Source organism: Antarctobacter sp., from assembly GCF_965277915.1.
Taxonomy (GTDB): Bacteria; Pseudomonadota; Alphaproteobacteria; order Rhodobacterales; family Rhodobacteraceae; genus Antarctobacter.
On the sequence record NZ_OZ255849.1, the window covers coordinates 4,513,394 to 4,536,760 of the forward strand.

Genomic DNA, 23,367 nt, shown 5'->3' on the forward strand with positions numbered 1-23,367 from the left:
CTGGCGCTTTGCTAGGATCGTAAGGTATACCAAGAGATCGGCGTTCAATGGGGAGGAGAACGTTGCCCGATACGGATCATCAACGGCATTTCGCCTCTGCGCTGATCGTGGACGATCATCCGCTGTTCTGCGACGCGCTGGCCATGACGCTCAAGACCGTGGCCGGGATCGAGGAGATCGAAACCGCCAGCCTGCTTGAGGATGCGCTGGACGCCCTGGGCGAAGGCGCGGAACCGGATGTCATCGTGTTGGACCTCAACCTGCCGGACGTGAACGGGCTGGACGGACTGATCCGCCTCAAGACCGCTGCCGGGGGGATCCCCGTGGTCGTCGTCTCGTCGATGGCGGACAACCGGATGGTGACATCGGTGATGCGCGCGGGCGCCAAGGGGTTCGTCCCCAAGCACAGCCAGCGCGGAGTCTTTCGCCAGGCCTTCGACGCGCTGGCCCGGGACGAGGTTTTTGTCCCCGAGGGGTTCGTCGACGTGGGCGATGCCGGGCAGCCGGCAGAGTCCGGGGACGACGCGGTGTCGCGCCTGTCGACGCTGACCAACCAGCAGGCGCGCATCCTGCAACTGATCTGCGAAGGCAAGTTGAACAAGCAGATCGCCTATGACCTGTCGATCGCGGAAACCACCGTCAAGGCGCATGTCACCGCCATCATGCGCAAACTGGGCGTTCAGAGCCGCACCCAAGCCGTGCTGATCGCGGGCGAGGCCAGCTTTTCGAACCTCTTGCCAAGACAGCCGGACACTCCGTAATCTGTCCGGAATAAAGACAGAACATTTGGGGAGGAGAACCGATGGACGGAGCAGCCTCTCCGTCCGAGGGGGGTGTCGACAAAGACGCCGTTCTGCGGACAGCCCGCGCCGATTGCGACGCACCCGACCTGATCGACCAGCTTGCCGACGGGCTGGGCAACGGCCCCTTTGCCGTCGTGATGATCTTTTGCAGCCCCGCGACACCATTCCAGACGCTGGTAACGGGCCTGCAGTCCCGACTGGGCGATGCCCCGGTCATGGCCTGCACCACAGCCGGAGAGATCGCGATGGGCGCTGGCTATGTCGAGGACCAGGTGGTGGCAATGGCCCTGCCCCAGCGCTGTTTCGAGGCCGAGGTCCTGCTGTACGAGGACCTGGAAAACCTGCCCAGCCACGAGATGACCCAGCGCACCATCCGCGCCCGCGCCGACCTGGGTGCCCGCGCCCCCGAGATGACCGAGGAATTCGCTTTTCTCATGGTCGACGGGCTGTCGATGCAGGAAGACCGGCTGGCCTCGTCCCTGACCGCCGGGCTGGGGCCGACGCAGCTTTTCGGCGGATCTGCCGGGGACGGCGTGCGGTTCGAACATACCTTCGTCGCCCTGAACGGCGTCTGCCACGAAAAGGCGGCTGTCATGGCCCTGGTGCGCAGCACCTGTCGTTTGCGCGTGTTCAGCGTCAACCATTTCACCCCCACAGACCTGCGCATGGTGGTAACCCGCGCGGATCCGTCACGCCGGCTTGTGCATGAAATCAATGCCGAACCGGCAGCACTGGAGCTTGGGCGACTGCTGGGCAAGGACCCGCACCAGATCGACACCTTCACCTTTGCCGACAGCCCGATGGTCGTGCGCCTGGGCGGCAGTCACCATGTCCGCGCCATCAAGCGCGTGACCGAGAGCGGCGCGCTGGAATTCTTTTCCGCCATCGACGAGGGGCTGGTGCTGACCCTGGCCGATGCGGCCCATATCGTCGACCACCTCGACCAGCAGCTGAGCGAACTGTCACGGACCCAAAAGCCCGAGGCAATCCTGGCCTGCGATTGCGTTCTGCGCCGGATAGAGGCAGAGAAACGCCAGTTGAAACGGCCCCTTGACGATGTGCTGTCGCGGCACAGGGTCACCGGGTTTTCCACCTACGGCGAGCAGGTCAACGGGATGCATGTCAACCAGACCATGACCGGAGTCGCGATCTATGCACCGGAGGGTCCATGCAGGGAGACGTGACGCATTTCCTGATCAATCCCGACGACCCGCTGGAACGCCAGAACGAAAAGCTGCTCAAGATCAGCGAGGCGCTGATGCGCCGGGTCGAACAGGACACCGATCAATCCGGCGCCGCCTATGCCCAGTTCGAACGCGCCGCCATGCTGGAGGACCAGGTGCGCCAGCGCACCCGCGACCTGGAATACACGCTGGACCTGCTGAACCAGTCCAACGCCGCGCTGGCCCGCGCCAAGCACGAGGCCGAACACGCCCGCAAGAATCTCGCCAACGCGATCGAGGCGGTGCAGGAGGGTTTTGCCCTGTTCGACAGCGCCGACAAGCTGGTGATGTGGAACAGCCGGTTCAGCCTGCCGCTGCACGACGTGCAACCGCGCCTGGCCGAAGGCCTGCCCTTTGCCGACTACGTCGAAGCGGTCAGCGAAAGCCGGTTCCTGCAACTGCCCGACATCGTCAGCCCCGCGCAATGGGCCGAACAGCGGCTGAAACGTCACAAGGACCGGCACGCGATCTTCAACGTGCGCCTGATCTGGGATCGCTGGCTGCAGGTCAGCGAACACCGCACACCGGACGGCGGCACCGTGGTTCTGCAGACCGACGTGACAGACATCATGCGGCTGGAACGGCAGGAACGCGGCAAGCTGCTGGACAGCCAGGCGCGCATGCTGCGGGCGACGCTGGACCACCTCAACCAGGGGGTCTGTATCTTTGACCGCGACGCACGGCTGGTGGGCTGGAACGACAAGATCGGCGAGATGCTGTCCCTGCCCATCGCCACGCTGCGGCTTGGCGTGGATTTCGACCGGCTGATCGAACAGCTTGAAACCCGCTTTGACGCCGACGTGATGACCGCCGAGGAACTGCGCGCATGGGCGCACCAGGACCGCGGCCGCCAACCCTTGCGGTTCGAGATCCGCGCCGAGAGCAGGATCACGCTGGACGTCTTCGCGCAGGAAATGCCCGACCGCGGTTTCGTGATCTCATTCACCGACGTCTCGGTCGAACGCCAGGCGGCACGGGCGCTGGAAGAGGCCAACGAACTGCTGGAACGGCGGGTGATGGAACGCACGCTGGAACTGGAGGACGCGCTGGTCACGGCGGAACGGGCCAATGCGTCCAAGTCCCGCTTTGTCGCGGCGGCCAGCCATGACCTGCTGCAACCTCTGTCGGCGGCAAAGCTTTACATCTCGGGGATCGCGGAGCGTGGTGGCGATGACACCGCGCAGGAACACGCGACGAAGGCACTGAGCGCGATGGACAGCGTCGAAAAGATCATCGACGCCCTGCTGGACATCTCGAAGCTCGATTCCGGCGCCGCCAGCCTGGACATCACCGCCGTCTCGGTGAACCAACTCTTGCAGCGACTGCATGATGAGTTCGCCCCCCTTGCCGCGCTCAAGGGGCTGGATCTGCGCGTGGTGCCCGCCTCTGGCAGCGTGGCCAGCGATCCCGGCTTTCTGCGCCGCATCCTGCAAAACCTGATCGCGAACGCGGTGCGCTATACCGAAAAGGGCCGTGTGCTTGTTGGTGCGCGGCGGCAGGGCAACACGGTCCGCTTCGAGGTCTGGGACACCGGACCCGGCATCGCCGAGGACGACCAGGAACGGATCTTTCGCGAGTTCGAGCGTCTGGACAGCAAGAGCAGCGTGAACGAGGGGCTGGGCCTTGGCCTGGCGATCGTGGAACGCGCCTGCGCGCAGTTGCGCCATCCGCTTGGTGTGACCTCTGAACTTGGGCGCGGCACGCGGTTCTTCTTCAGCGCGCAAAGGGTGAACGGCCCGAACGAGATGCCCGTACCCCGCAAGAGCCCGGCAGCTCGGCAACGCCTGCGCGACAGCGGATTGATCGTGCTGCTGGTGGAAAACGACGAGGAACTGCGCCACGCGCTGGGCCTGTTGATCGAACGCTGGGGCGGCAGCGTGCTGGATGCGGGCAGCGTCGAGGAGGCGCGCGCACTGCTGCATGACATCGGCATCCTGCCGGACGCCCTGTTGGCGGATTACCACCTTGGCGAGGGGCAGGACGGGCTGGCGCTGGTCCGGCAGTTGCGGGCGCGCGATCCGGGCCTGCCCGCGCGCCTCATGTCGGCCAACCGCTCGACCGAACTGCGCCAGATGTGCGACGCGGCGCAGACCGTGCTGATGACCAAGCCGATCGACACCGAGGATCTCGAGGATTTCCTTTACTCCGCAACCATGCGGGGCACGCTGACCCCGCCCTGACCGGGCAGGATCACCGCAAGGCGATCAGCGCAGCGCCACCGCCTGACCTTCGCCCAGACCGGCAAGGGCATCGCTGACGATCAGCCGCCCCGCAGCGCCGGGAATACGCGCGATGGTCTCACGCGGGCCGGTCTTGAGGATCTCGACCGCGACCTCCTGCAGCGTGGCGCCCTCTTCGTCTACCAGAAAGACCGTGTCGCCACTGGTCAGCGCGTTGGTGGGGATCTCAAAGGTTTCGTCACCGGCATCCAGCATCGCTTCGACCTCCACCGCCTCGTTCAGGAACAGGTCGGGGGCGCAGGTCTCGTCGACCTCGATGGTGGCCTTCACGAATTGATTTTCCAGGTCCGCCTCGGTGTCGAAACGGGTGATCGTCCCGGCGCAGACCTGGCCGTTCACGCGGGTGATGCGCACGCCCGAGCCGTCGGAAATCCCGGTCGGGCCACTTTCGGACAGGCGGCTGATCAGGATGAAGACATCCACCGATTTCTCGCTGGGCGCATAGATCTGCGCGGCGCGCTCCCCGGCCGAGACGCAGTCGCCCACGTTGGTTTCAAACCCCACGAGCACGCCGTCGATGGGCGCGGTCAGCACCAGCTGTTCGTGGTTGAGCTGCGCGGTCTGCAGGTCCAGCTGCCCGATCTCATGCGCGATTTCGGCGCGGCGCTTGGCGGCGCGGGCGGTGGCGATGGCCTCTTGCGCGCGGTCGGCGGCAAACTGCGCCTCCATGAAGCGGCGCTCGACGCCTTCCATCGTTGTCTCGTTGATCAGGCCCCGGCCCAGCATGGTGCTGTTGCGCTCATATTCGGCGGTGGTCAGGTCCAGTTCCTGCTGGCGGCGCTTGTCGTCGGCAATGGCGGACTGGATGTCCAGTTCACGCTCCTCGATGGTGGCGGCCAGTTCGGCAACCCGCGACTCGGCCGTGCGCAGTGCCAGCAGCGACCGCTTGTCATCCAGACGCACCAGCACCTGCCCGGCAGTGGCGACGCGTGCGCGCTTGGCCTTGTCCGAAACCTCAATCACACAACCGCCTGCCTCGTAGGACAGGCCCAGCATGTCGCTGGCCTGCACGGTGCCAAAAAAGGTGTCCGTGGTGACAGGCTGGCCCGACTCCAGCCGCATCGTGTCGACCTGCACCGGCGCGGCGTCCTGGGCAAACCCACCGGCCGGCAGCATCAGCGCCAGCACACCGGCGCCGGCAATTGCACGCCAGGACCGCTTGAACTGGATGTCTTTTGTCATCCTGAAACCTCTTTCCCTGTTGAACGCCGCGGTCCGTCCTGTCCTGAGAACGGCGACCCGGATCCGCGAAAACCATAGCGCATCCGCGGCGATTGTCGCGGTTTTGGAACGGAATACCAGCGCCTTGTCACGGCAAAGTGTCAGTCCCTGCCAATTTGGCGGACCAGGTCAGTCACGCTGCCATCGCGGTATTCGCTGACGGCGACAACACGTCCCTGCGCGCGGGGCGACACCGGCTGACGCGCCTTGGCGGCGGCCTCGCGCGCGAGGTCCTGAATCGGGCGCACGGCCAAGCCAGCCTTGTGCAGCCTCTCCGCCAACTCTGGCCGCGCCGGGTTCACCGCCAGCCCCGCCTCCGTCACCAGAACGTCGATGGTCTGGCCCGGCGTGGTCAGCGTGCCCACCTTCGGCACAATCTTGGCAAAACCGGCAGCGGTCAGCCGCGTGGTCACGATGGACAAGCGCGCGCCTGCCGCCGTGTCCGCGTGCCCGCCCGACCCGCCGATCAGAACTCCACCCGCCCGCGTGGTCACGTTGACGTTGAACTCCAGGTCGATCTCGGCCGCGCCCAGCACCACCGCATCGACCCGGTCGACCACCGCGCCGCCGATATGCGGGGCCGCATAGGTGGCCGCCGACATGGACTGGTGCCGGGGATCGTCCCTGTAGGATCGCACGGCCTCCAGGTCGAAACACTGCACGTCCATCAACCCGCGGAAAAGCCCCGCGCGCAGCATCTCGACATGGAAACCGGTGATCCCGCCGGAACAGAAACTGCCCGTGACGCCCATTTCTGCCATCTGCCGCCCAACGGCGGCAGCAGTCGCCAGAGACGCGCCGCCCGCCCCGGTCTGGAAGGAAAACCCGTCGCTCAGCAACCCGCTGGCGGCGATGGTCCGCGCGGCGCTATCTGCAATCGCCAGGCTGACCGCGTCTTCTGCCGGGCGCGTGGTGCCAGAGGCGATGCCAGACGGATCACCGATGCGCGGCACCTGCACGACGTGATCCACCTGTCCCTGCGGAATGTCGATGGCAGGCGCCGGGTAGGGCACCAGCGTATCGGTGACCGCCACGGTCCGGCGGGCGACGGCCACATCCGTCATCGGATAGCCCAGTGTCCCGCAGGCAGTCGGCCCCGTGCTGCCCGAGACATTCCCCATCTCGTCCGCCGATGGTGCGGCGACAAAGGCAGCGTCGATCACGATTTCCCCGGCATCCAGCGCCCGCGCCCGGCCACCGTGGGTCATCAGGACCGCCGGTTGGGGCAGAACGCCGGTCGAGATCGCCTCAGCCACAGGGCCCGAGATGAAGGCGGCGGAGATGCCCGAGACGGTGCCGTTCCGGATGTGATCGACCAGAGGCGCATGGACGGGAAAGATCGAACTGGCCGCCACATGCAGGTCCTTCAATCCCCGCCGGGCCAGCGCCGCCAGCACCATGTTCAGAACGTGATCGCCATTGCGCAGGTGGTGGTGGAAGGACACCGTGGCCCCGTCGCGCAGCTCACAGGCGGATATCGCCGCGTCCAGATCAGGCAGCAGCTTGGTCAGGCGAGGGCCGCGCGCGACACCGGCGGGCTTGTAGCGGCGCAAGGCGCCATAGCCGGGAAGATCGGGCGGCTGGTCGGGCATCGTCTCTCTCGTCAACTTGGGCGCTTTACCGTTCGCCCCGGGCGGATACTCTGGGACAGGCCGCACCGACCTGCAACAGGAGCCCGGACATGACACCGCAGCGCGTCCCCGAAATCGTCTTTCACACCCGCCAGCGCAACGACTCCCCGGACGGCGACACCCCCTACGAATGGAAGGACGTGACCAGCGCTGAACTGTTCGACCGTCAGCGCGTCGTTCTGTTCGCAGTGCCCGGGGCCTTTACGCCTGCCTGTTCCGAAACCCACCTGCCCGGCTACGAGCGGCTGCATGACGACATCCGAGCCGAAGGGATCGACCGCGTGATCTGCCTGTCGGTCAACGATGCCTTTGTCATGCACCAATGGGCACGGGCGCAGCGGGTCGAAAAGGTCATGATGCTGCCCGATGGCAACGGCAATTTCACCCGCCAGATGGGAATGCTGGTCGACAGGTCGGCGCAAGGCATGGGCCTGCGCAGCTGGCGCTACGCGATGCTTGTCGAGGACGGTGAGATCACCGCGCTGTTTTCCGAACCGGGGCTGAGAGACAACCCGCCCGGTGTCCCGGTCAAGGTTTCGAATGCCGAGACCATGCTGGCACATCTGCGCTCCGGGCCCACACGCTAGCCCCGGTCCTGCGTGCTGCGCGGCATCAGGTGCCTGCGCGCCTCCTCGTCCCAGTTGCCCTGCGGCTTGCCCAGTTCCTTGCCCACGTCATAGCCGCGGCGCAGGCCCGGGCGGGTTTTCATCAACTCGTACCAGCGGCGCACATTGGGAAACTGGTCCAGGTCGATCTCCTGCTTGCGGTAGGTGACGACCCAGGGCCAAGTGGCGAAGTCGGCGATCGAACAAGCCCCGCAGATATACTCGCGCCCCTCCAGCCGCCGGTCGAGCACGCCGTAAAGGCGCAGCACCTCGGTCGTATAGCGTTCCAGTCCATAGGGGTTCGGCTCGGGTGTGTAGAACTTGAAATGGCCCGCCTGCCCGAACATCGGCCCGACCCCGGCGGCCTGCCACATCAGCCATTCCAGCACCTCGGTCCGCCCACGCAGATCGCGGGGCAGGAACTGACCGGTTTTCTCTGCCAAGTAGATCAGGATCGCGGCCCCCTCGAAGACCGAGATCGGGGCGCCACCGCCTTTGGGCGCATGGTCCACGATGGCGGGCATCCGGTTGTTCGGGCTTATCTTCAGGAATTCCGGGTCGAACTGTTCGCCGCGCAGGATATTGACCGGCACCACGCGATAATCGAGCCCCATCTCCTCGAGCGCGATGGAGATTTTCCACCCGTTGGGCGTGGGCCAGAAATGGGCGTCGATCATGGGCTGTCCTGCCGGTTGACTGTCCTGTTCCAACCGCTACCCAATAACGCGCAACCCGGCAAGACGACCGTCCGGCCCGGAAATCGCCAATGGGGACGCACGCGCCCCGCCAACCGGAGACCCTGATGAAACTCTATTTCGCCCCCGACACCCGCGCCGTGCGCACCGCCTGGCTGATGTACGAACTGGGCCTCGATTTCGAACTGCACCGGTTCGAGAAGCTGGGCGATCCGGCCATGCGCGCGCCCGAGTTCCTGGAAATCAGCCCGAACGGCCGCATCCCCGTGCTACAGGACGGCGACGTGCGGATCTTTGAATCGCCCGCCATCGCAGAGTACCTGGTCGCGCGCTATGGGCAGGGCAAACTGGTTCCGGCGGTCGAATCCCCGGCCTTTCCGCAGTACCTGCAATGGCTGCACTACGGCGAAGGCATGATCATGGGGCCGATGAACAACTACGTCGTCGAAACCATCCTCCTCAAGCCCGAGCGACGGTCCGAGGAACACGCCAAGCGCGCGCTGAAGCTGATGACCCGCATGGTGCAGACCGTGGATGCGCACATGGCGGATCGCGATTACCTGGCCGGGGATTTCACCGCCGCCGACACGATCACCGGCCATGCCTGCATCATGTGCGAGAAATTCGGCGTCGATTTCACGGGGATGCCCAACCTCAAGGCCTACGTCGACCGGCTGTTGGCGCGGCCCGCGGCGCAAAAGGCCTTTGCCCTCTAGTGCCGGCGCCCGCGCCGCATCACTCCGGGCGCAAAAGCCGCCCGGGGTCTGGCACATCCGGTGCGCCGGGGCTATGGCCTCGGGCAGGACTGCTGGGAACTTTGGGTGCGCGACCATGACAAAGCGTTTTGCAATGATGTTGATGGCTCTGGCCATGCTCGCCATCGGCGGGTGCACGACGGTCAGTCCCGAGTTCGGACAGGACGACATCGACGCGCTGGCAGCGGAAATCCGTTCACTTGGTCCCGATGTCGATGCGCGTGAGGCCGACCGCGCCGCGCGGATCGCCTATACCTATTCCCGTCAGCTGAGGCAGGACTACGGCATCACCGACCCGCCGCTGATCCACAATGCCAAGGTCCACAACGGCGAACGCGAACGCGGCCTGTGCAACCACTGGGCCGAGGACATGCACCGCCGCCTCAGCCAGGAAAATTTCCGGACGCTGTCGGTGCTGCGTGCGATTTCTCCGCGCTCGCCTTTCCGGATCATTCACCACACGGCGGTTGTCAGCCCGCGCGGCGGCACGATCTATGATGGCGTCGTGCTGGACCCCTGGCGCAATGGCGGCGCACTGCATTGGCAAAAGACCCGTGCGGATGATCGCTATGACTGGCGCCCGCGCCCGGAAGTCCTGAAAGAGATGCTGGCCGCGAGGCGTGCGCGCGAGGCGTCCAGGACGCGCTGACCGCTTACTGGCCCGACCCGCGCTGCATGTTGCTCAGCTTGACCCGCGCTCGCGCCGAATAGGCACCGTTCGGATACCGGCCAAGGTAGGCAAGCAGCCCCTGTTCACCCCGTGCCATGTTCCAGGTTGCAGTTTCCTGCGCCGAGACGGCAGCGCGCAGGCGCTGCGGTCGTGGAACAACCGGACCTGTTGTCGCCGCATCCTTTGCCAACCGCGCAACCTGCGCCGCATCAAGGTAGCCGGTCGGAGCAGCGCCGATCTTTCTCTGCCAGGCGGTGATCGCACCGCGTGTGCCGGGGCCGAAAACCCCGTCGACCCCGCGTGTGCGATACCCCAGCCGGTTCAGGTTTCGCTGGATCTCGCGGCGGGCGCCCGTGTCCAGCGCCAATGCCACCTCAGCCTCGGCCGGGCTGACCGCAGGTTCGTCGTCGTGCCGCTGCATCGCCTCCTTGGCGTGCATGCCTTGCGGATAGCTGTCCAGGTAGGCCTGGAACGCCCCGCTCTTGACAGCGCGCTGCCACGCCGCCTCGTCCAGCAGGGCGATACGGTCGCGGGCGGCAGCCTGTTCCGCCTCGGACGGGGGCCGCACCTCGGTATGGGTGAGGATCGCCAGATCATCGCTCACATATCCGGACAGCGCCAACCCATACCAGTCGGCGGATTTTTCCAACGGCAGGGCCGGTTGCGCCATCTCGCGCGCCGCGAACTCTGCCACCTTGTCGGCGGGGCCACGGATCACGGTCACACCCTCGGGGATCTCCAGCGCGTCCAGGCCCGTTCCCTCACCGGTCTCGCCCAAAACAAGGAAGGCCCGGCGCGGGCTCTGGGCCAGCACCTCCAACACGGCCGCAAGCGACAGGCCCGGAGCCTCTGACACTTCGCGACCAGCCGGACGCAAGGCCGGGCCGCTGTCGCCCGGGACAAACTGCCCTGACAGCACCACGATCAGCGGCGTCTCTCCCTCGTCGATCGCGGCAATGAAACCCGCCAGCGCCTGTTGCATCGCGGCAGACCCACCATTGGCCAGGTGTTCGACCTCCTGACCGCGCAGGCGCAAGGCCCTGGCCACCGCCTGCACCCTGTCAGGGCCAAAGGCAGTCGCGGTCTCGCCATAGCGCGCGTTCCCGATCACCAGTGCATCGCCTGTGGTGAACTCGGCCCAGGCCGGGGCCGCCGCCAGGAATCCCGCCAGTGCCAGTCCCGCTGTTCTCATCGCCCTAGTCCTCTTGCCAATCCCGCGAGTCGATCCGGAAACCCCGAACCTGACCTGAGCCTAGCGAAGCGGATCTCATCCGTCGACGCCCGAGCGCACGCCCTGCCGCGGCTGGCCTGAGGTCGGGCGGGATCACCGGCCCGCCGCGTAGGCCTGCATCAGCCGTGGCGTGGCCGCCGCCTTCAGCAGCCCTGCGGGGCTGCGGCTGGTCGCGGTCAGACGCCCGATGGACCATGGCGCGGCCTCTGTCACCAGATGCCCCCGCGCGCGCAGCGCGTCCAGTGTGGCCCGAGGGAAATTCGGTTCGATCATCAGGCCTCCGGGCGTGCAACCGCGCGGATAAAAGCTCGCCTGCGGGTGCTGGCTGTGAAACAGCGGACCGTCGATCGCTTCCTGCAGGTTCATCCCTTGATGCACAAGGCGCAGCAGAAAGACCAGCTGCCACTGGTCCTGCTGGTCGCCTCCGGGCGTGCCAAAGGCCAGCCTCGTACCGTCGGGCCGCATCGCCATAGAGGGCGTCAGCGTGGTGCGCGGACGGCGCCCCGGCGCCAGCGAGGTTGGCAGTCCCTCTTCCAGCCAGAACATCTGCGCCCGGCTGTTCAGCGGCACGCCCAGCCCCGGCACGACCGGGTTCGACTGCAGCCAGCCGCCCGATGGCGTCGCCGAGACCATGTTGCCCCAGCGGTCGATGACGTCGATGTGCACGGTATCGCCCTCGTCCGGGTGTTTGGGCGTCTCCGGGGCGAGATGTGAGAAGGTGGGCTCTCCACCCCCTGGCCCGGCATCGGTCGCGCGCATCCGGGCCGCGCGGGCCATGAAGGCCTGTGCCTGTGTCTCCAATCCATCGATCATCCCGGGACGCTGGTCGTGGCTGGCCATGCTCCCGATGAGCCCGGCGCGGGTGCGCGCATAGTCGGCAGAGAGCAGCGTTTCCAGCGGAACTGCGCTATGGTCGGGATCGCCGTAATAGGCCTCGCGGTCGGCCATCGAGAGTTTCAGCACCTCGGTGATGCGGTGCACGGCGGCGTCGGAAAACGGGTCCTCCTTGCCGAATCCCAGCGCGTCGAGCAGGCGCAGGGATTGCAACAGCGACGGCCCTTGCGACCAGGGCCCGGCCTTCCAGACCTGCCAGCCGTGATAATCGACCGAAATGGCCGGTTCCGTCGTGGCGCGCCAGCCCGCCATGTCCTGCCCGGTCAGCACCCCCTTGCGCGCGGTTCCGGTGCCGTCGATCACGCAGGCCTCTCGCAGATAGTCGTCGATGGCCTCGGCGACGAACCCCTCGTAAAACGCTTTGCGCGCCGCCTCGATCTGGGCTTCGCGGCCCTCTGCGGTCTCGGCTTCGTCCAGCAGGCGCCGCCAGAACGCGGCAAGCTCCGGGTTGCGGAACAGGCTGCCCGGCGCGGGCGCTTCTCCGTCCGGCAGCCATGTCGCGGCAGAGGTTGGCCAGTGGTTTCGGAACAGATCGGCGGTCTGGGCAATCATGGCCGACACGCTGGCCAGCACCGGATGCCCCTCTTCGGCGTAGTGGATCGCGGGTTCCAGCACCTTCCGCAGGGTCATTGTGCCGTGGTCGCGCAGCATGACCATCCACGCGTCGAAAGCGCCCGGGATCACCGTCGCCAAAAGGCCCGAACCGGGGATCAGATCCAGCCCCTGATCGCGGTAACGGTCCAGCGTCGCCCCGGCAGGTGCCGTGCCCTGCCCGCAGATCACCTGCGGCGCCTCGTCGCCCGCAGGCCAGACCAGCGCGGGCATGTCGCCCAAGGGACCGTTCAGGTGCGGCTCGACCACGTTGAGGGAAAAGCCCATCGCCACCCCGGCGTCAAAGGCGTTTCCACCCGCCTCGAGCGTGCGCATCCCGACCGCCGTGGCGATCCAATGGGTCGACGCGCAGACACCGAAGGTGCCCTGCAATTCCGGGCGGGTTGTGAAACTCACGGGCGATCCTTTCGGGGTTTCATGAGGAACCGGGCGGCCAGCGGCGCCCCTGTGATCACGAGGAAGACGCGGGTCAGATGATGCACGATGACAAAGCCGAGGTCAGCCCCCGCCACGATGGCCAGCACCGTCATCTCTGCCTGGCCGCCCGGTGCGAAGGCAAGGAAGCCCTCGACCGGCGGCGCAAGCCCCAGCAAGACAACCACTTCCGAAAAGATCGCCGCCAACACGGCAAGGATCAGCACGAACAGCACGCCCGCCAGGACCACCCGGCGCAATTCGCCAAGGGTAATCCCGACATAGCCCACGCCGATCCCCACCCCGATAAAGAACTGCGCCGCCAGGATCGCCTCTGCCGGAGGGCGCGCGTGGATGAAACCCGTGAGGCTGAGCACGGCGGTGACGATCATCGGCCCCAGGATCGAGGCCCCGAACAGGCCGATCCGCTCGCCCCCCTTCCAGCCGATCAGCGCGGCACCGGCCATCAGGGCCAGTTCGTGCAGCGGGATCTCGGCGGCGGGCGCACCGATGTCATTGGTCAGCGCAGAACCGAAGCCGAAGGTCAGGATCATCGGCGCCACGGTGACGATGATCATCACCCGCGTGGCATGGATCAGAGACAGCGCCCGGGGATCGCCGCCTGCCTCGGTGCCAAAGATGATCATGTCCTGCAGACCCCCGGGCATGGCCGCATACCATGCGGTGACACGGTCGAACCCGTGGACCCGGTGGAAAAAGGGAACGCCGATCAGCCCGATGACAAGGATGTAGAGCGGGATGAATGCCAGCGACGCCGCCATGCTGGGCAATGCCGCCACCACGTCCGGCGTCAACGAGGCGCCGACCGCAACGCCAAGGATCGTGCGAAATCCCGTCGAGACCTGCCCGAACCCCTTCAATGGCCGCTGCGCCAGTGCCGCAAACAGGCAGGCCGCCAGCGGGCCAAAGAGAAACGGGAGCGGCAAACCCAGCAGCGTGAACAGCGCGACACCGGCGGCGGCGGTCAGCGCGGTCTCGATCCGGCGGAGGGTGGCGGTACGGGGACGGTCGGGCATGATGCACTCCTGTCTTGCATCCTTGTGTATACAGATGTACTCAATATCCGCAAGGAGCGCCGCATGACCGACGAGAAACCGCTTAAGCTGTCCCAGGGACAAGAGGCCTATCGCCGGATCCTCGACGAGGTGCGCGCCGGCCACCTGATGCCAGGCGACCGGCTGATGGAGGTCGAACTTGCCAAGCGGCTCGGCTTTTCCCGGACCCCCGTGCGCGAAGCGATCCGCCAGCTGGAAAGCGACGGTGTCGTGACCCATGTGCCCCGCGTCGGCGCCGCGATCCGCAGCCTGGATCACGCGGAAATCTCGGAGCTTTACGACATGCGCACGGTGCTGGAAGGCACCGCGGCGCGCTTTGCCGCCCGCGCCGCGTCAGAGGTGGAACTGGCGGAGCTGGCCGACATTCACGCCACGATGGCCGCCGGAGAGGGCGATCCCTATGTGCTCAACCGGCAATTCCACGCCGCCCTTCTGGACGCCGCGCGCAACCGTTTCCTGAAGAAAGCGGTCGCCTCGATCCACACGACGCTGCTGATCCTGGGCCCTACGACCCTGCGCGAAGAGGAACGCGCCGAGGACGCCCTGCGTGAACACGCGGCAATCCTCGAAGGTCTGCAGGCCCGGGACCAGGATGCCGCGGAACAGGCGATGCGGGCCCATATCGCCGCCGCGCACCGCGCCCGGCTGCGCCAGCTGCGCCGGGGTTGAACGGCGCCACGCCCGGATTGGCGGCCCCGCGGCTTGTCTCGCGACGGGACTTCTGACAGGTACTTGGGCATTCATTCTGGCAGGAAGACAAGAGCATGACAGGCGTCCAACTGCGCGCGGGGCTGGCAAATGCCGACCTGATCGCCGTCCTCGTGGCGGTGACGGACAACGAACCGCGCGTGATGACCCTGCGCGCGGGCGAGGCACTGCCCTCTGGCCCCTTCGAGTCCCAGCACCGCAGCCTGCAAAGCGGGCTGCGCGACTGGATCGAAAGCCAGACGGGCCACCCGGTCGGCTACCTCGAACAGCTCTATACCTTTGCCGATCGCGACCGGGAGGCCCCTTCCGAGGCCGGCGCGGCGCGGCGGATCTCGATTGGATACCTAGGCCTTGTTCGGGAACAGGTCACGCCCGGCACCGGCCAGCCCCAGTGGCACGGCTGGTACGAATATTTCCCCTGGGAAGATCACCGGGACCGCCGACCGGCTGTTCTGAACAACATCGCGGACCGCCTGGACAACTGGGTGGGGTCGGATGCCCTGCGCCGCGAGCGTGTCGATTTCCTGTTCGGGCAGAATGGCTTGCCCTGGAACGAGGACTTGGCGCTGCAACGCTATGAACTGATGTACGAGGCCGGACTGGCCGAAAGCCCCTCGCGCCCCGCGATCGAGGGGTTCGGGCGGCCCATGACCGGGGATCACCGGCGCATCTTGGCGACCGGGATCGCGCGGCTCAGGGCCAAGATCAAGTATCACCCGGTGGTCTTTGAGCTGATGCCGGACAGTTTCACCCTGCTGCACCTGCAACGCACGGTCGAGGCGCTGTCGGGCCTGCGCCTGCACAAGCCGAACTTTCGCCGCCAGATCGACCAGCAGGAACTGGTCGAGGAAACCGGCGAGATGTCCAGTGGGACCGGGGGCCGTCCGGCCAAGCTGTACCGGTATCGGCCGACGGTCCTGCAGGCCCAGGCATTGGCCGGTCCAAGACTGCCCGTGTCACGGCATTGACATAAACTCGGATTGAGAATATCAAGCGGCTCCAGATGTACTCATCCAGAGTATAAGGAGCCGCCATGACCTACCTTCGCCTTCCCGAACTTTATGACCGGGTCAGCAAGATCGTTCCGGAACCGGATTGGATCCGCTACGAGGACGATATTGCCGCCATTCTGGACCTGAAGCGGGAAAAGAACGCGGTGATCCTGGCGCATAACTACCAGACGCCGGAAATCTTTCACGGCGTTGCCGATATCGTCGGCGACAGCCTGGCACTGGCGCGCAAGGCGATCGAGGTCGAGGCCGACGTGATCGTCCTGGCAGGCGTGCATTTCATGGCCGAGACGGCCAAGCTCTTGAATCCAGAAAAGACCGTGCTGATCCCGGACATGGGCGCCGGCTGTTCGCTGGCCGATTCGATCACGCCAGAGGACATCGCCCTGCTGCGGCAGGCGCATCCCGGCGTGCCGGTCATCACCTATGTGAATACCTCCGCCGCGGTAAAGGCCGCCTCGGACATCTGCTGCACCTCCGGCAATGCCAAGCAGGTGGTCGAATCGCTGGACGTGCCCAAGGTCCTGATGATCCCGGACGAATACCTGGCCAAGAACGTGGCCCGCGAAACGGATGTCGAGATCATCGCCTGGAACGGCCATTGCGAGGTGCACGAGTTGTTCACCGCCGATGACGTGCGCGGCATGCGTGAGGCCTATCCCGGCGTGACCATCCTGGCGCACCCGGAATGCCCGCCCGAGGTGGTGGCAGAGGCCGATTTCTCCGGCTCGACCGCCGTCATGTCCGGCTACGTCGGTGAGAACAAGCCGGGCCGCGTTGTTCTGCTGACCGAATGTTCGATGAGCGACAACGTGGCGGTCGATCACCCGGATGTGGAATTCGTGCGCCCCTGCAACCTGTGCCCGCACATGAAGCGGATCAGCCTGGGCAACATCCGCGAGGCGCTGGAACAGAACCATCACGAGGTCACGGTGAACGCTGCCATCGCCGCGGATGCACGCCGCGCCGTCGAACGGATGCTTGCCGTAAAATGATCCGGCCTGGCCAGGACGGCGACCGGGTCACGGTCGTCGGCGGCGGCATCGCCGGGATGATCTGCGCGCTCGAACTCGCACCGCGTCCCGTGGTGCTGATCACACGCGCCGGTCTGGGGCAGGAAAGCTCCAGCCAATGGGCGCAGGGCGGCATCGCGGCCTGCCTTGGCGCCGATGACAGCGTGGCGCTGCACCTGGCCGATACACTGGCCGCCGGGGCGGGGCTTTGTGATCCCCAAGTGGCCGAGACCATCCTGAGCGGCGGACCCGAGGCGATCGCCATGCTGGAGTCGCATGGAGTCCGCTTCGACCGCACGCCGGAGGGCGATTTCGCCCGCGGGCTGGAGGCGGCGCATTCGCGCAAGCGGATCCTGCACGTCGACGGCGACGGCACCGGCGCTGGGATCACCAGCACCCTGGCCGACGCTGTCCAGCGCCGCCCCTCGATCACCGTCCTGACCGGCACCGAGGTGGTGCGACTGGTCCAGCGCGACCAGTGTATATGTGGCGTCCTGCTGAGTGACGGCCGCCTGCTGTCGACCTCGCAAGTGGTGATGGCAACCGGTGGGTTGGGAGGACTCTACGATGCCAGCACGAACCCGGTGGGCAATTACGGCCAGGGCGTGATGCTGGCCGCCCGCGCCGGCGCGAAACTGTCGGACATGGAGTTCGTACAGTTCCACCCCACGGCACTGGATGCACGGGGCACGCCGCTGGGCCTGATCTCCGAGGCCGTCCGGGGCGAAGGTGCTGTGCTGATCAACGAGGGCGGCAAGCGCTTCATGGCCGACACGCCGGGGGCTGAGCTTGCGCCGCGCGACGTGGTGGCCCGTGCCATCGCGGCACAGATCGCGCGCGGCGGACGAGTCTACCTGGATGCGCGGCCGGCACTGGGCACGGGATTTGCCAAGCGGTTCCCCGGGATCGCCCGGCTTTGCCGTGCGGCGGGAATCGACCCTGCGCAACAGCCCATCCCGGTGCGCCCCGCCGCGCATTACCACATGGGCGGCATCCATACGGATCATCATGCCCGGACCAGTGTCGAGGGCCTCTGGGCTGTCGGCGAATGCGCCGCCACGGGCCTGCACGGAGCGAACCGACTGGCCAGCAACTCTCTGCTGGAGGCGGTCGTCATGGCGCGGCGCGCCGCCCGCGACATTGCGGGCCGACACGCCCGAGGCGCGCGCGTGGCGCCCTTGCCATCCATGTCACTGCCCCCCGTGGCGGAAACCACCGCAGTCCGCGGGATCGTCTCGAACAGGCTGGGCCTGCTCCGCGACGAAAACGGATTGCGGGATGCACTGACCGATCTCTTGCCGCTTGCACGCGGACCCCAGCCGACCGCCGACCCGGCCATCGTCGGCTTGGCCATCGCGGTCTTTGCGCTGTTGCGCCAGGAATCGCGCGGTGCCCATGCGCGCACCGATTTTCCCACGCCCCTGTCCGGCAGCACGTCGCGCCGGATGACGCTTGATGACATTTTGGCCGTCGCGGAACAGCAGGCGGCCCTATCCCTGCCCCGGAGTGCCTGACATGACACTTGTCCCCCTGCCCCGCCCGGTGATCGAACCCGCCCTGCGTACCGCGCTGGAAGAGGATCTTGGCCTTGCCGGTGACATCACCTCCGCGGTTGTGATTCCGGCCGAACATCGTTCCATCGTAACCGCCGTCGCCCGCAAACCCGGCGTGATCGCCGGGTTGGACTGCGCCGAACTGGCCTGTGCCCTGGTCGACCCGGCAATCAAGGTCACCCGCCACCTTCAGGACGGCGCACCCGTCACCCCCGGTACACGCATCGCGACATTCGAGGGACCGTCCCGCAGTCTTCTGACCGCCGAACGCACGGCGCTCAACTTCCTGGGGCATTTGTCGGGGATCGCAAGTGTCACCGCCGGTCTGGTGCAGGCCGTCTCGGGGATGCGCGCGCATATCGTCTGCACCCGCAAGACCACACCCGGCCTGCGCGCGCTGGAAAAATATGCCGTCCGCGCAGGCGGCGGCATGAACCACCGCTATTCACTGGCCGATGCGGTGCTGATCAAGGACAACCACATCGCCATCGCGGGCGGCATCCGCCCGGCGCTGGAGGCCGCGCGCGCCGCGACCGGCCACATGGTCAAGGTCGAGATCGAGGTCGACACGCTGGACCAACTGCGCGAGGTGCTGGAGATCGGCGCCGACGCTGTACTGCTGGACAACATGGACCCTGACGCGCTGCACAAGGCGGTGAACATGGTCGCGGGCCGTGCAATCACCGAAGCCTCGGGTGGCATCACGCCCGACACCGCCGCCGCGGTCGCAGCCAGCGGCGTCGACCTGATCTCGCTCGGCTGGATCACGCACAGCGCGCCGACACTGGACATCGGGCTGGACTTCGTCTCTGTCGCAGAGGGCTAGAACCGGTTCCGCACCTAGGGTCTGGACTCATTGAGTTTCAAAGCCAGTAGATGACGGCTGCGGCGAGAGCGATGGCTGATAGGAAGACCTTCGGGCATCTGTCGTACCGGGTCGCAACACGCCGCCAGTCCTTCAGCCTGCCGAACATGATCTCGATCCGGTTGCGCCGTTTGTAGCGACGCTTGTCGTACTTTACAGGTTTCTTGCGCTGCTTTCGACCGGGGATACATGCGCGTATCCCTTTGTCTTGCAACGCTTCTCGGAACCAGTCGGCATCATAGCCGCGGTCACCAAGCAACCAATCGACGTTCGGCAGGCTGCTGAGCAAGGCGCGCGCCCCGATGTAGTCGCTCACCTGTCCGGCGGTCACGAACAGATCAAGCGGGCGTCCTTGGCTGTCGCAGATGGCATGCAGCTTGGTGTTCATGCCGCCCTTGGTGCGACCAATCAGGCGCCCACGCCCCCCTTTTTGACGCCCATGCTGGTCGCTGTCCGGTGGGCCTTGAGGTATGTCGCGTCGATCATGACTGTCTTCGTCTCACCGTGTTCAGCAGCCAAACCAGCCATCATTCGGGCAAAAACGCCTTTATCACTCCATCGCTTCCAGCGGTTGTAGAGCGTCTTGTGTGGACCATAGGCTGCAGGCGCATCGCGCCATCGTAACCCATTGCGGTTGATAAAGATAATCCCACTCAGCACACGCCGATCATCGACGCGGGGTTTGCCGTGGGACTTCGGAAAGAAAGGCTCGAGACGCGCCACCTGAGCATCGGTCAGCCAGAATAGATCAGACATGTTCACCGCTCTTTTTCGAACCGTGAATCACGACACCCCTCTGAAATCAATGGGTCCTGACCCTAAATGAAACCTGATGTAGGTATCGAAAAAGTCGTCGGTTAAGGCATCCAAGGCTTTCCGCACGTCTGCTTCAACAAGTAGACGCCTCTCCTCAAATAACTCCACTGCGTCCAGATCGTTAGGACCAATGGCTTCAACCAACTGCGGTCGCTCCCAACCCGCAACATGCTCCAAGAGACGTTTGTACTCTCGCTCAATGATCTCCGTGCGAACCGATTTGTCCAAAAATAAGCCTCATCAGTTTTCCTAACGCCTACTAGCCTGCCCTGAGTTCTTCCAGATATCCAGCCCACCACTCTGACATGCGGACCCGCTCTTCCCAGTGCAGGCCTCGCGCATAAGCGCGCCGAACCAAGTTGCCTTCAACATGGGCCAGCTGCCTTTCTATCGCGTCCGGGTGCCAGAGCCCGCTTTCATTGGCCAATGTCGAGAAGGTCGCGCGGAAACCGTGCGAAGTCATTTCATCGCCAGTGTAACCAATCCGACGCAACGCCGCGTTCAACGTGTTCTCACTCATGGGACGCTTGTAAGAGCGAAGACTTGGGAATAGATAAACCCCCGTTCCGGTAATCTCTCGTAGTTCTTCGATCAGTTCCATTGCTCGGCCCGGCAATGGAACGTCATGCGCGCGCCGCATCTTCATCTGCTCCGCTGGAATCGACCAAACAGCATTGTCCGTATCAAGATCCTGCCATTTCGCATGGCGGATTTCGCCTGGTCGCTGGGCCAGCAACGCAAGGAGTTGAAGTCCGATCCGGGTTATCGCTTGGCCGTGAAACCCGTCAATCGCCCTCAGAAGCCCACCGAAGGCTTTGGGGTCGGTGATAGCCGCGCGTGAGGTCGCCTGAGGCCGGATCAGCGCATCTTGCAGTGCATATGTCGGGTCACTCTCCGCCGCGCCGTTGGCCACTGCATAGCGAAAAACTCCACCGATCTTGGAACGCAAGCGCTTAGCCGTTTCGTAATTTCCCTTTGCTTCGACTTTGCGAAGAACAACAAGAATGTCCCGCGCTGTGATTTCCGCAATCGGACGGGAACCGAAAGCAGCCTTCGCCATGTCCAGAAGCCACTCCGTCTTGGCCATCGTTGCAGGGGCACGACCTTCGCGGCGCGCCTTGTCGATAAACTGGTCCGCAAGCTTGCCGAAGGTATGTTCACTGACCTTCTGCGTCTCCCGCTTTTGCGCCTGTTTGACAGCGTTTGGGTCTTTGCCCTCCGCCAGCATCGCCCGCGCTGCGTCCTTTTCTTTTCGAGCGGCTGAGAGGCTAACAGCAGGGTAAGCGCCGAGCGCGAGGAGCTTCTCTTTACCTCCGAAGCGATACTTCATGCGCCAGAGCTTTGACCCACCCGGTCTGATGTCTAAATACAGGCCCTCAAAATCTGAGACCTTGTAGGGCTTTTCCTTGGGTTTGAAGCCGCGAATCTGGGCATCGTTCAGGGGCATGGTGGGGGTATCCTCGGTCGCGCACTTGCCGCGATACCCCCTGATCTACCCCCATTGGGGCCGTATGTTACTGTACCAAGCAACACGACTTCGGACCAAAGGAGACCGCAATCCCCTTATAAACATAGCGTTTAGAGATGTCTTCGGATTGCTTCGGATGGGAAGGTGGTGCCGGTGAAGGGACTCGAACCCCCGACCCCATCATTACGAATGACGTGCTCTACCAGCTGAGCTACACCGGCCATCTTCCCTGAACCGATCAGGCCTGCGCAAAGCGGGGCTGATCGATCTTGGTGCGCGGCCTATTAGCAAACGGGCCGCGCGAGGGGAAGGGCTATTTTGCGCCTTCCTTCTTTGGCTCTTCGGACGTGATCACCTCGGCATCCTCGGGTTCCGCATCGGGCGCCTTGGCGTCGGTCGGAGCGGCAGAGGCAGGCGCCTCGGGGCCGAGGTCGATCACGTCGGAATCGGCCTGAGCGGCGGGGTCGTCGCCCTTGTCCTCCAGCGCGCCACCGATGATCAGCGGCAGCATGTCGGCGCCCGCCGGCAGCACGACCTCGGATTGCGGCGGTGTCGTCCAGCTGAGCGTGTCAAAGGCCGAGCAGTTGGAACAGATCGGCGTCCATTCCGCGTGGATCGTGTTGCACTTGTCGCAGACCCACTGCGGACCGCGCGGCGCGGTAAGGGCCTTGGCAAGATAGCCGCGCACCACCGCGTCCTTGGCGCCTTCGCCTTTCTCGATGGCGGCCATGATGGCCAGCACACGGGCATCCGGGTCCTTGTCCAGCAGGTCGCCCAGCGCACGGCGCGCCTCGGGGAAATGTTCTGCCGCGAGGTTCAGCTCGGCCTTGAGCAGCCGGGTCTCGCGGTGGTCGGGCTGGATGCGGGTCAGCTGCACGAAACGCTGGATACGCTGGTCCGGGGTTTCTTCCGGCTCGATCTCAGCAAAGGCCGCGGCGAGGTCGGGGTGCGGATGGGCCTCCCAGGCCTTCTTGAGCACCTTCAAAGCGTTGCGTTTGCGGCCCTGCGCAATGTAGGCGCGGGCGGCCATCGCGGCGGCGGGCACCAGGTCGGGCGAGGCGCGGTTGGCCTCGATCGCGCTATCCGCAGCCTTGCCGCTCTCCTCGGAGTCGTCGATCTCGGTCGCCGAAGAGAGCGCCAGCACCGCATCGCGCCGCTTGTAGACGTCGCGCGGCAGGGCGCCATGTTTCAGCTTGGCCTGAAGGGTCTTGCGGGCGCCGGACCAGTCGTGTTTCTCGGCCTGCAACTGCAACAGCGTATCCTGGATCTCAACGTGCTTGGGCTTGATCGCGAAGGCGCGCTCGGCCAGTTGCAGCGCCGTATCGGTGTCACCCGAGGCAAGTTTCTGCTTCATGATTCCGCGGATGCCGACAAAGCGCGTGGTGTCGTTTTTCAACAGGCGCTTGTAGACTTCTTCGGCCTTGCGGTTGTCACCCACCATCTCTGCCGCCTGCGCGGTGATGAGATCGGTCAATTCCGGCTTGTGCAGGTATTTCTCGGCCTTGTTCGCCTTGGCAATGGCAAGACGCCCCTCGCCAGAGGACAGCGCCATCAACCCCTCGGACAGCGCCTCGTATCCCTTGCGCTCGCGATTGCGGTCGAAATAGCGGCTGAGCGCCGTGTCATCGCCGTTGATGAATTTCAGCGTGGCGATGATCAGGCCTGCCAGCTTGAAGAACAACCAGACGACAAAGACCAGGACGACGGCGGCTATGACCGATTGCAGCGGGCCCAGCGTGTATTCCATCCCGGCAACGGTGACCTGCACCCCGCCCTGGCTTTCGAGCAAGTAGCCCGCGCCATAGGTCAGCGCGCCGACCAGCGCGACGAAGACAACGATCTTGATGAGTGACCAAAGCATGAT

At 65.3% G+C, this 23,367-nt stretch carries 20 protein-coding genes and 1 tRNA gene; 11 read left to right on the forward strand and 10 right to left on the reverse strand.

Annotation, left to right across the window (positions count from 1 at the left end):
- The first annotated feature begins 47 nt into the window (after positions 1 to 47).
- From ACQY5B_RS22940 to ACQY5B_RS22950, 3 genes are read left to right on the forward strand one after another with little or no spacing between them, the layout of a single operon-like run.
- Positions 48 to 761: a response regulator gene (locus ACQY5B_RS22940; RefSeq protein WP_371931717.1), complete on the forward strand. Its 714-nt coding sequence runs from the start codon at positions 48 to 50 to the stop codon at positions 759 to 761.
- Positions 762 to 802: 41 nt separating this feature from the next.
- Entirely contained in the window at positions 803 to 1,987 is a 1,185-nt protein-coding gene (locus tag ACQY5B_RS22945; RefSeq protein WP_420327176.1) for an FIST N-terminal domain-containing protein, read from the forward strand.
- Positions 1,972 to 4,206: a hybrid sensor histidine kinase/response regulator gene (locus tag ACQY5B_RS22950; RefSeq protein WP_305970095.1), complete on the forward strand. Its 2,235-nt coding sequence runs from the start codon at positions 1,972 to 1,974 to the stop codon at positions 4,204 to 4,206. Before ACQY5B_RS22945 ends, ACQY5B_RS22950 begins: the two co-directional genes overlap by 16 nt.
- 24 nt (positions 4,207 to 4,230) lie before the next feature.
- Here ACQY5B_RS22950 and ACQY5B_RS22955 read toward each other — a convergent pair whose 3' ends face one another.
- Positions 4,231 to 5,448: an efflux RND transporter periplasmic adaptor subunit gene (locus ACQY5B_RS22955; protein WP_305970094.1), complete on the reverse strand. Its 1,218-nt coding sequence runs from the start codon at positions 5,446 to 5,448 to the stop codon at positions 4,231 to 4,233.
- Between the two features lie 140 nt (positions 5,449 to 5,588).
- Entirely contained in the window at positions 5,589 to 7,079 is a 1,491-nt protein-coding gene (gene citF / locus ACQY5B_RS22960) for a citrate lyase subunit alpha (protein WP_305970093.1), read from the reverse strand.
- An 89-nt stretch (positions 7,080 to 7,168) separates the two neighbouring features.
- Here citF and ACQY5B_RS22965 point away from each other — a divergent pair, with 89 nt between their 5' ends.
- Entirely contained in the window at positions 7,169 to 7,705 is a 537-nt protein-coding gene (locus ACQY5B_RS22965; RefSeq protein ID WP_305970092.1) for a peroxiredoxin, read from the forward strand.
- On the opposite strand, the gene ACQY5B_RS22970 is transcribed toward ACQY5B_RS22965, so the two are convergent.
- Positions 7,702 to 8,400 (reverse strand): glutathione S-transferase N-terminal domain-containing protein, encoded by a 699-nt coding sequence (locus tag ACQY5B_RS22970; RefSeq protein WP_305970091.1) that lies wholly within the window; start codon positions 8,398 to 8,400, stop codon positions 7,702 to 7,704. The two genes, ACQY5B_RS22965 and ACQY5B_RS22970, sit on opposite strands and share 4 nt — an antisense overlap.
- Positions 8,401 to 8,525: 125 nt before the next feature.
- Between ACQY5B_RS22970 and ACQY5B_RS22975 the strand changes: the two genes are divergently transcribed.
- Positions 8,526 to 9,134 carry a glutathione S-transferase family protein gene (locus tag ACQY5B_RS22975; RefSeq protein ID WP_420327174.1) on the forward strand — a complete coding sequence of 203 codons (609 nt, stop codon included), beginning with the start codon at positions 8,526 to 8,528 and terminating at the stop codon, positions 9,132 to 9,134.
- A 115-nt stretch (positions 9,135 to 9,249) separates the two neighbouring features.
- Positions 9,250 to 9,822 (forward strand): hypothetical protein, encoded by a 573-nt coding sequence (locus tag ACQY5B_RS22980; RefSeq protein ID WP_305970089.1) that lies wholly within the window; start codon positions 9,250 to 9,252, stop codon positions 9,820 to 9,822.
- A 4-nt stretch (positions 9,823 to 9,826) separates the two neighbouring features.
- On the opposite strand, the gene ACQY5B_RS22985 is transcribed toward ACQY5B_RS22980, so the two are convergent.
- The 3 genes from ACQY5B_RS22985 to ACQY5B_RS22995 form a co-directional block, all read right to left on the reverse strand.
- A complete protein-coding gene (locus tag ACQY5B_RS22985; RefSeq protein ID WP_420327172.1) occupies positions 9,827 to 11,035 on the reverse strand; it encodes a peptidoglycan-binding protein in 1,209 nt (402 codons plus the stop codon).
- Positions 11,036 to 11,167: 132 nt separating this feature from the next.
- The gene (locus tag ACQY5B_RS22990; RefSeq protein ID WP_420327171.1) at positions 11,168 to 12,976 is read right to left on the reverse strand and encodes a gamma-glutamyltransferase family protein; all 1,809 of its coding nucleotides are present in this window, start codon (positions 12,974 to 12,976) and stop codon (positions 11,168 to 11,170) included.
- On the reverse strand, positions 12,973 to 14,031 hold the full coding sequence (locus tag ACQY5B_RS22995; RefSeq protein WP_420327170.1) for an AbrB family transcriptional regulator: 1,059 nt from the start codon (positions 14,029 to 14,031) through the stop codon (positions 12,973 to 12,975). The genes ACQY5B_RS22990 and ACQY5B_RS22995 overlap by 4 nt, the downstream gene beginning before the upstream one ends.
- Before the next feature lie 63 nt (positions 14,032 to 14,094).
- Here ACQY5B_RS22995 and ACQY5B_RS23000 point away from each other — a divergent pair, with 63 nt between their 5' ends.
- The 5 genes from ACQY5B_RS23000 to nadC all read left to right on the forward strand — a co-directional run bounded on the left by ACQY5B_RS23000 (position 14,095) and on the right by nadC (position 19,180).
- Positions 14,095 to 14,739: a GntR family transcriptional regulator gene (locus ACQY5B_RS23000; protein ID WP_420327168.1), complete on the forward strand. Its 645-nt coding sequence runs from the start codon at positions 14,095 to 14,097 to the stop codon at positions 14,737 to 14,739.
- A gap of 95 nt (positions 14,740 to 14,834) precedes the next feature.
- On the forward strand, positions 14,835 to 15,746 hold the full coding sequence (locus ACQY5B_RS23005; RefSeq protein WP_305970084.1) for an NUDIX hydrolase: 912 nt from the start codon (positions 14,835 to 14,837) through the stop codon (positions 15,744 to 15,746).
- Positions 15,747 to 15,811: 65 nt separating this feature from the next.
- Positions 15,812 to 16,783 carry a quinolinate synthase NadA gene (gene nadA, locus ACQY5B_RS23010; protein ID WP_420327167.1) on the forward strand — a complete coding sequence of 324 codons (972 nt, stop codon included), beginning with the start codon at positions 15,812 to 15,814 and terminating at the stop codon, positions 16,781 to 16,783.
- Entirely contained in the window at positions 16,780 to 18,315 is a 1,536-nt protein-coding gene (locus ACQY5B_RS23015; protein WP_420327166.1) for an L-aspartate oxidase, read from the forward strand. The genes nadA and ACQY5B_RS23015 overlap by 4 nt, the downstream gene beginning before the upstream one ends.
- A 1-nt stretch (position 18,316) precedes the next feature.
- Entirely contained in the window at positions 18,317 to 19,180 is an 864-nt protein-coding gene (gene nadC / locus ACQY5B_RS23020) for a carboxylating nicotinate-nucleotide diphosphorylase (RefSeq protein ID WP_420327165.1), read from the forward strand.
- Between the two features lie 37 nt (positions 19,181 to 19,217).
- On the opposite strand, the gene ACQY5B_RS23025 is transcribed toward nadC, so the two are convergent.
- The 4 genes from ACQY5B_RS23025 to ACQY5B_RS23040 all read right to left on the reverse strand — a co-directional run bounded on the left by ACQY5B_RS23025 (position 19,218) and on the right by ACQY5B_RS23040 (position 23,364).
- A protein-coding gene (locus ACQY5B_RS23025; protein WP_420328558.1) for an IS5 family transposase occupies positions 19,218 to 19,975 on the reverse strand; the annotation gives its coding sequence in 2 pieces (ribosomal slippage) (positions 19,218 to 19,654 and positions 19,654 to 19,975; 759 coding nt in all).
- A gap of 319 nt (positions 19,976 to 20,294) precedes the next feature.
- The gene (locus ACQY5B_RS23030; RefSeq protein WP_420327163.1) at positions 20,295 to 21,482 is read right to left on the reverse strand and encodes a tyrosine-type recombinase/integrase; all 1,188 of its coding nucleotides are present in this window, start codon (positions 21,480 to 21,482) and stop codon (positions 20,295 to 20,297) included.
- Between the two features lie 166 nt (positions 21,483 to 21,648).
- Positions 21,649 to 21,724: transfer RNA gene (locus ACQY5B_RS23035), tRNA-Thr, on the reverse strand.
- Positions 21,725 to 21,816: 92 nt separating this feature from the next.
- Positions 21,817 to 23,364, reverse strand: coding sequence for a heme biosynthesis protein HemY (locus ACQY5B_RS23040; protein WP_420327162.1), 1,548 nt, complete (start codon positions 23,362 to 23,364; stop codon positions 21,817 to 21,819).
- Between the last annotated feature and the right edge of the window lie 3 nt (positions 23,365 to 23,367).

Coding starts and splice junctions, on each gene's coding strand:
- ACQY5B_RS22940 (WP_371931717.1), top strand. CDS start 48: ATGGGGAGGAGAACGTTGCCCGATACGGATCATCAACGGCATTTCGCC.
- ACQY5B_RS22945 (WP_420327176.1), top strand. CDS start 803: ATGGACGGAGCAGCCTCTCCGTCCGAGGGGGGTGTCGACAAAGACGCC.
- ACQY5B_RS22950 (WP_305970095.1), top strand. CDS start 1,972: ATGCAGGGAGACGTGACGCATTTCCTGATCAATCCCGACGACCCGCTG.
- ACQY5B_RS22955 (WP_305970094.1), bottom strand. CDS start 5,448: ATGACAAAAGACATCCAGTTCAAGCGGTCCTGGCGTGCAATTGCCGGC.
- citF (WP_305970093.1), bottom strand. CDS start 7,079: ATGCCCGACCAGCCGCCCGATCTTCCCGGCTATGGCGCCTTGCGCCGC.
- ACQY5B_RS22965 (WP_305970092.1), top strand. CDS start 7,169: ATGACACCGCAGCGCGTCCCCGAAATCGTCTTTCACACCCGCCAGCGC.
- ACQY5B_RS22970 (WP_305970091.1), bottom strand. CDS start 8,400: ATGATCGACGCCCATTTCTGGCCCACGCCCAACGGGTGGAAAATCTCC.
- ACQY5B_RS22975 (WP_420327174.1), top strand. CDS start 8,526: ATGAAACTCTATTTCGCCCCCGACACCCGCGCCGTGCGCACCGCCTGG.
- ACQY5B_RS22980 (WP_305970089.1), top strand. CDS start 9,250: ATGACAAAGCGTTTTGCAATGATGTTGATGGCTCTGGCCATGCTCGCC.
- ACQY5B_RS22985 (WP_420327172.1), bottom strand. CDS start 11,035: ATGAGAACAGCGGGACTGGCACTGGCGGGATTCCTGGCGGCGGCCCCG.
- ACQY5B_RS22995 (WP_420327170.1), bottom strand. CDS start 14,031: ATGCCCGACCGTCCCCGTACCGCCACCCTCCGCCGGATCGAGACCGCG.
- ACQY5B_RS23000 (WP_420327168.1), top strand. CDS start 14,095: ATGACCGACGAGAAACCGCTTAAGCTGTCCCAGGGACAAGAGGCCTAT.
- ACQY5B_RS23005 (WP_305970084.1), top strand. CDS start 14,835: ATGACAGGCGTCCAACTGCGCGCGGGGCTGGCAAATGCCGACCTGATC.
- nadA (WP_420327167.1), top strand. CDS start 15,812: ATGACCTACCTTCGCCTTCCCGAACTTTATGACCGGGTCAGCAAGATC.
- ACQY5B_RS23015 (WP_420327166.1), top strand. CDS start 16,780: ATGATCCGGCCTGGCCAGGACGGCGACCGGGTCACGGTCGTCGGCGGC.
- nadC (WP_420327165.1), top strand. CDS start 18,317: ATGACACTTGTCCCCCTGCCCCGCCCGGTGATCGAACCCGCCCTGCGT.
- ACQY5B_RS23030 (WP_420327163.1), bottom strand. CDS start 21,482: ATGCCCCTGAACGATGCCCAGATTCGCGGCTTCAAACCCAAGGAAAAG.
- ACQY5B_RS23040 (WP_420327162.1), bottom strand. CDS start 23,364: ATGCTTTGGTCACTCATCAAGATCGTTGTCTTCGTCGCGCTGGTCGGC.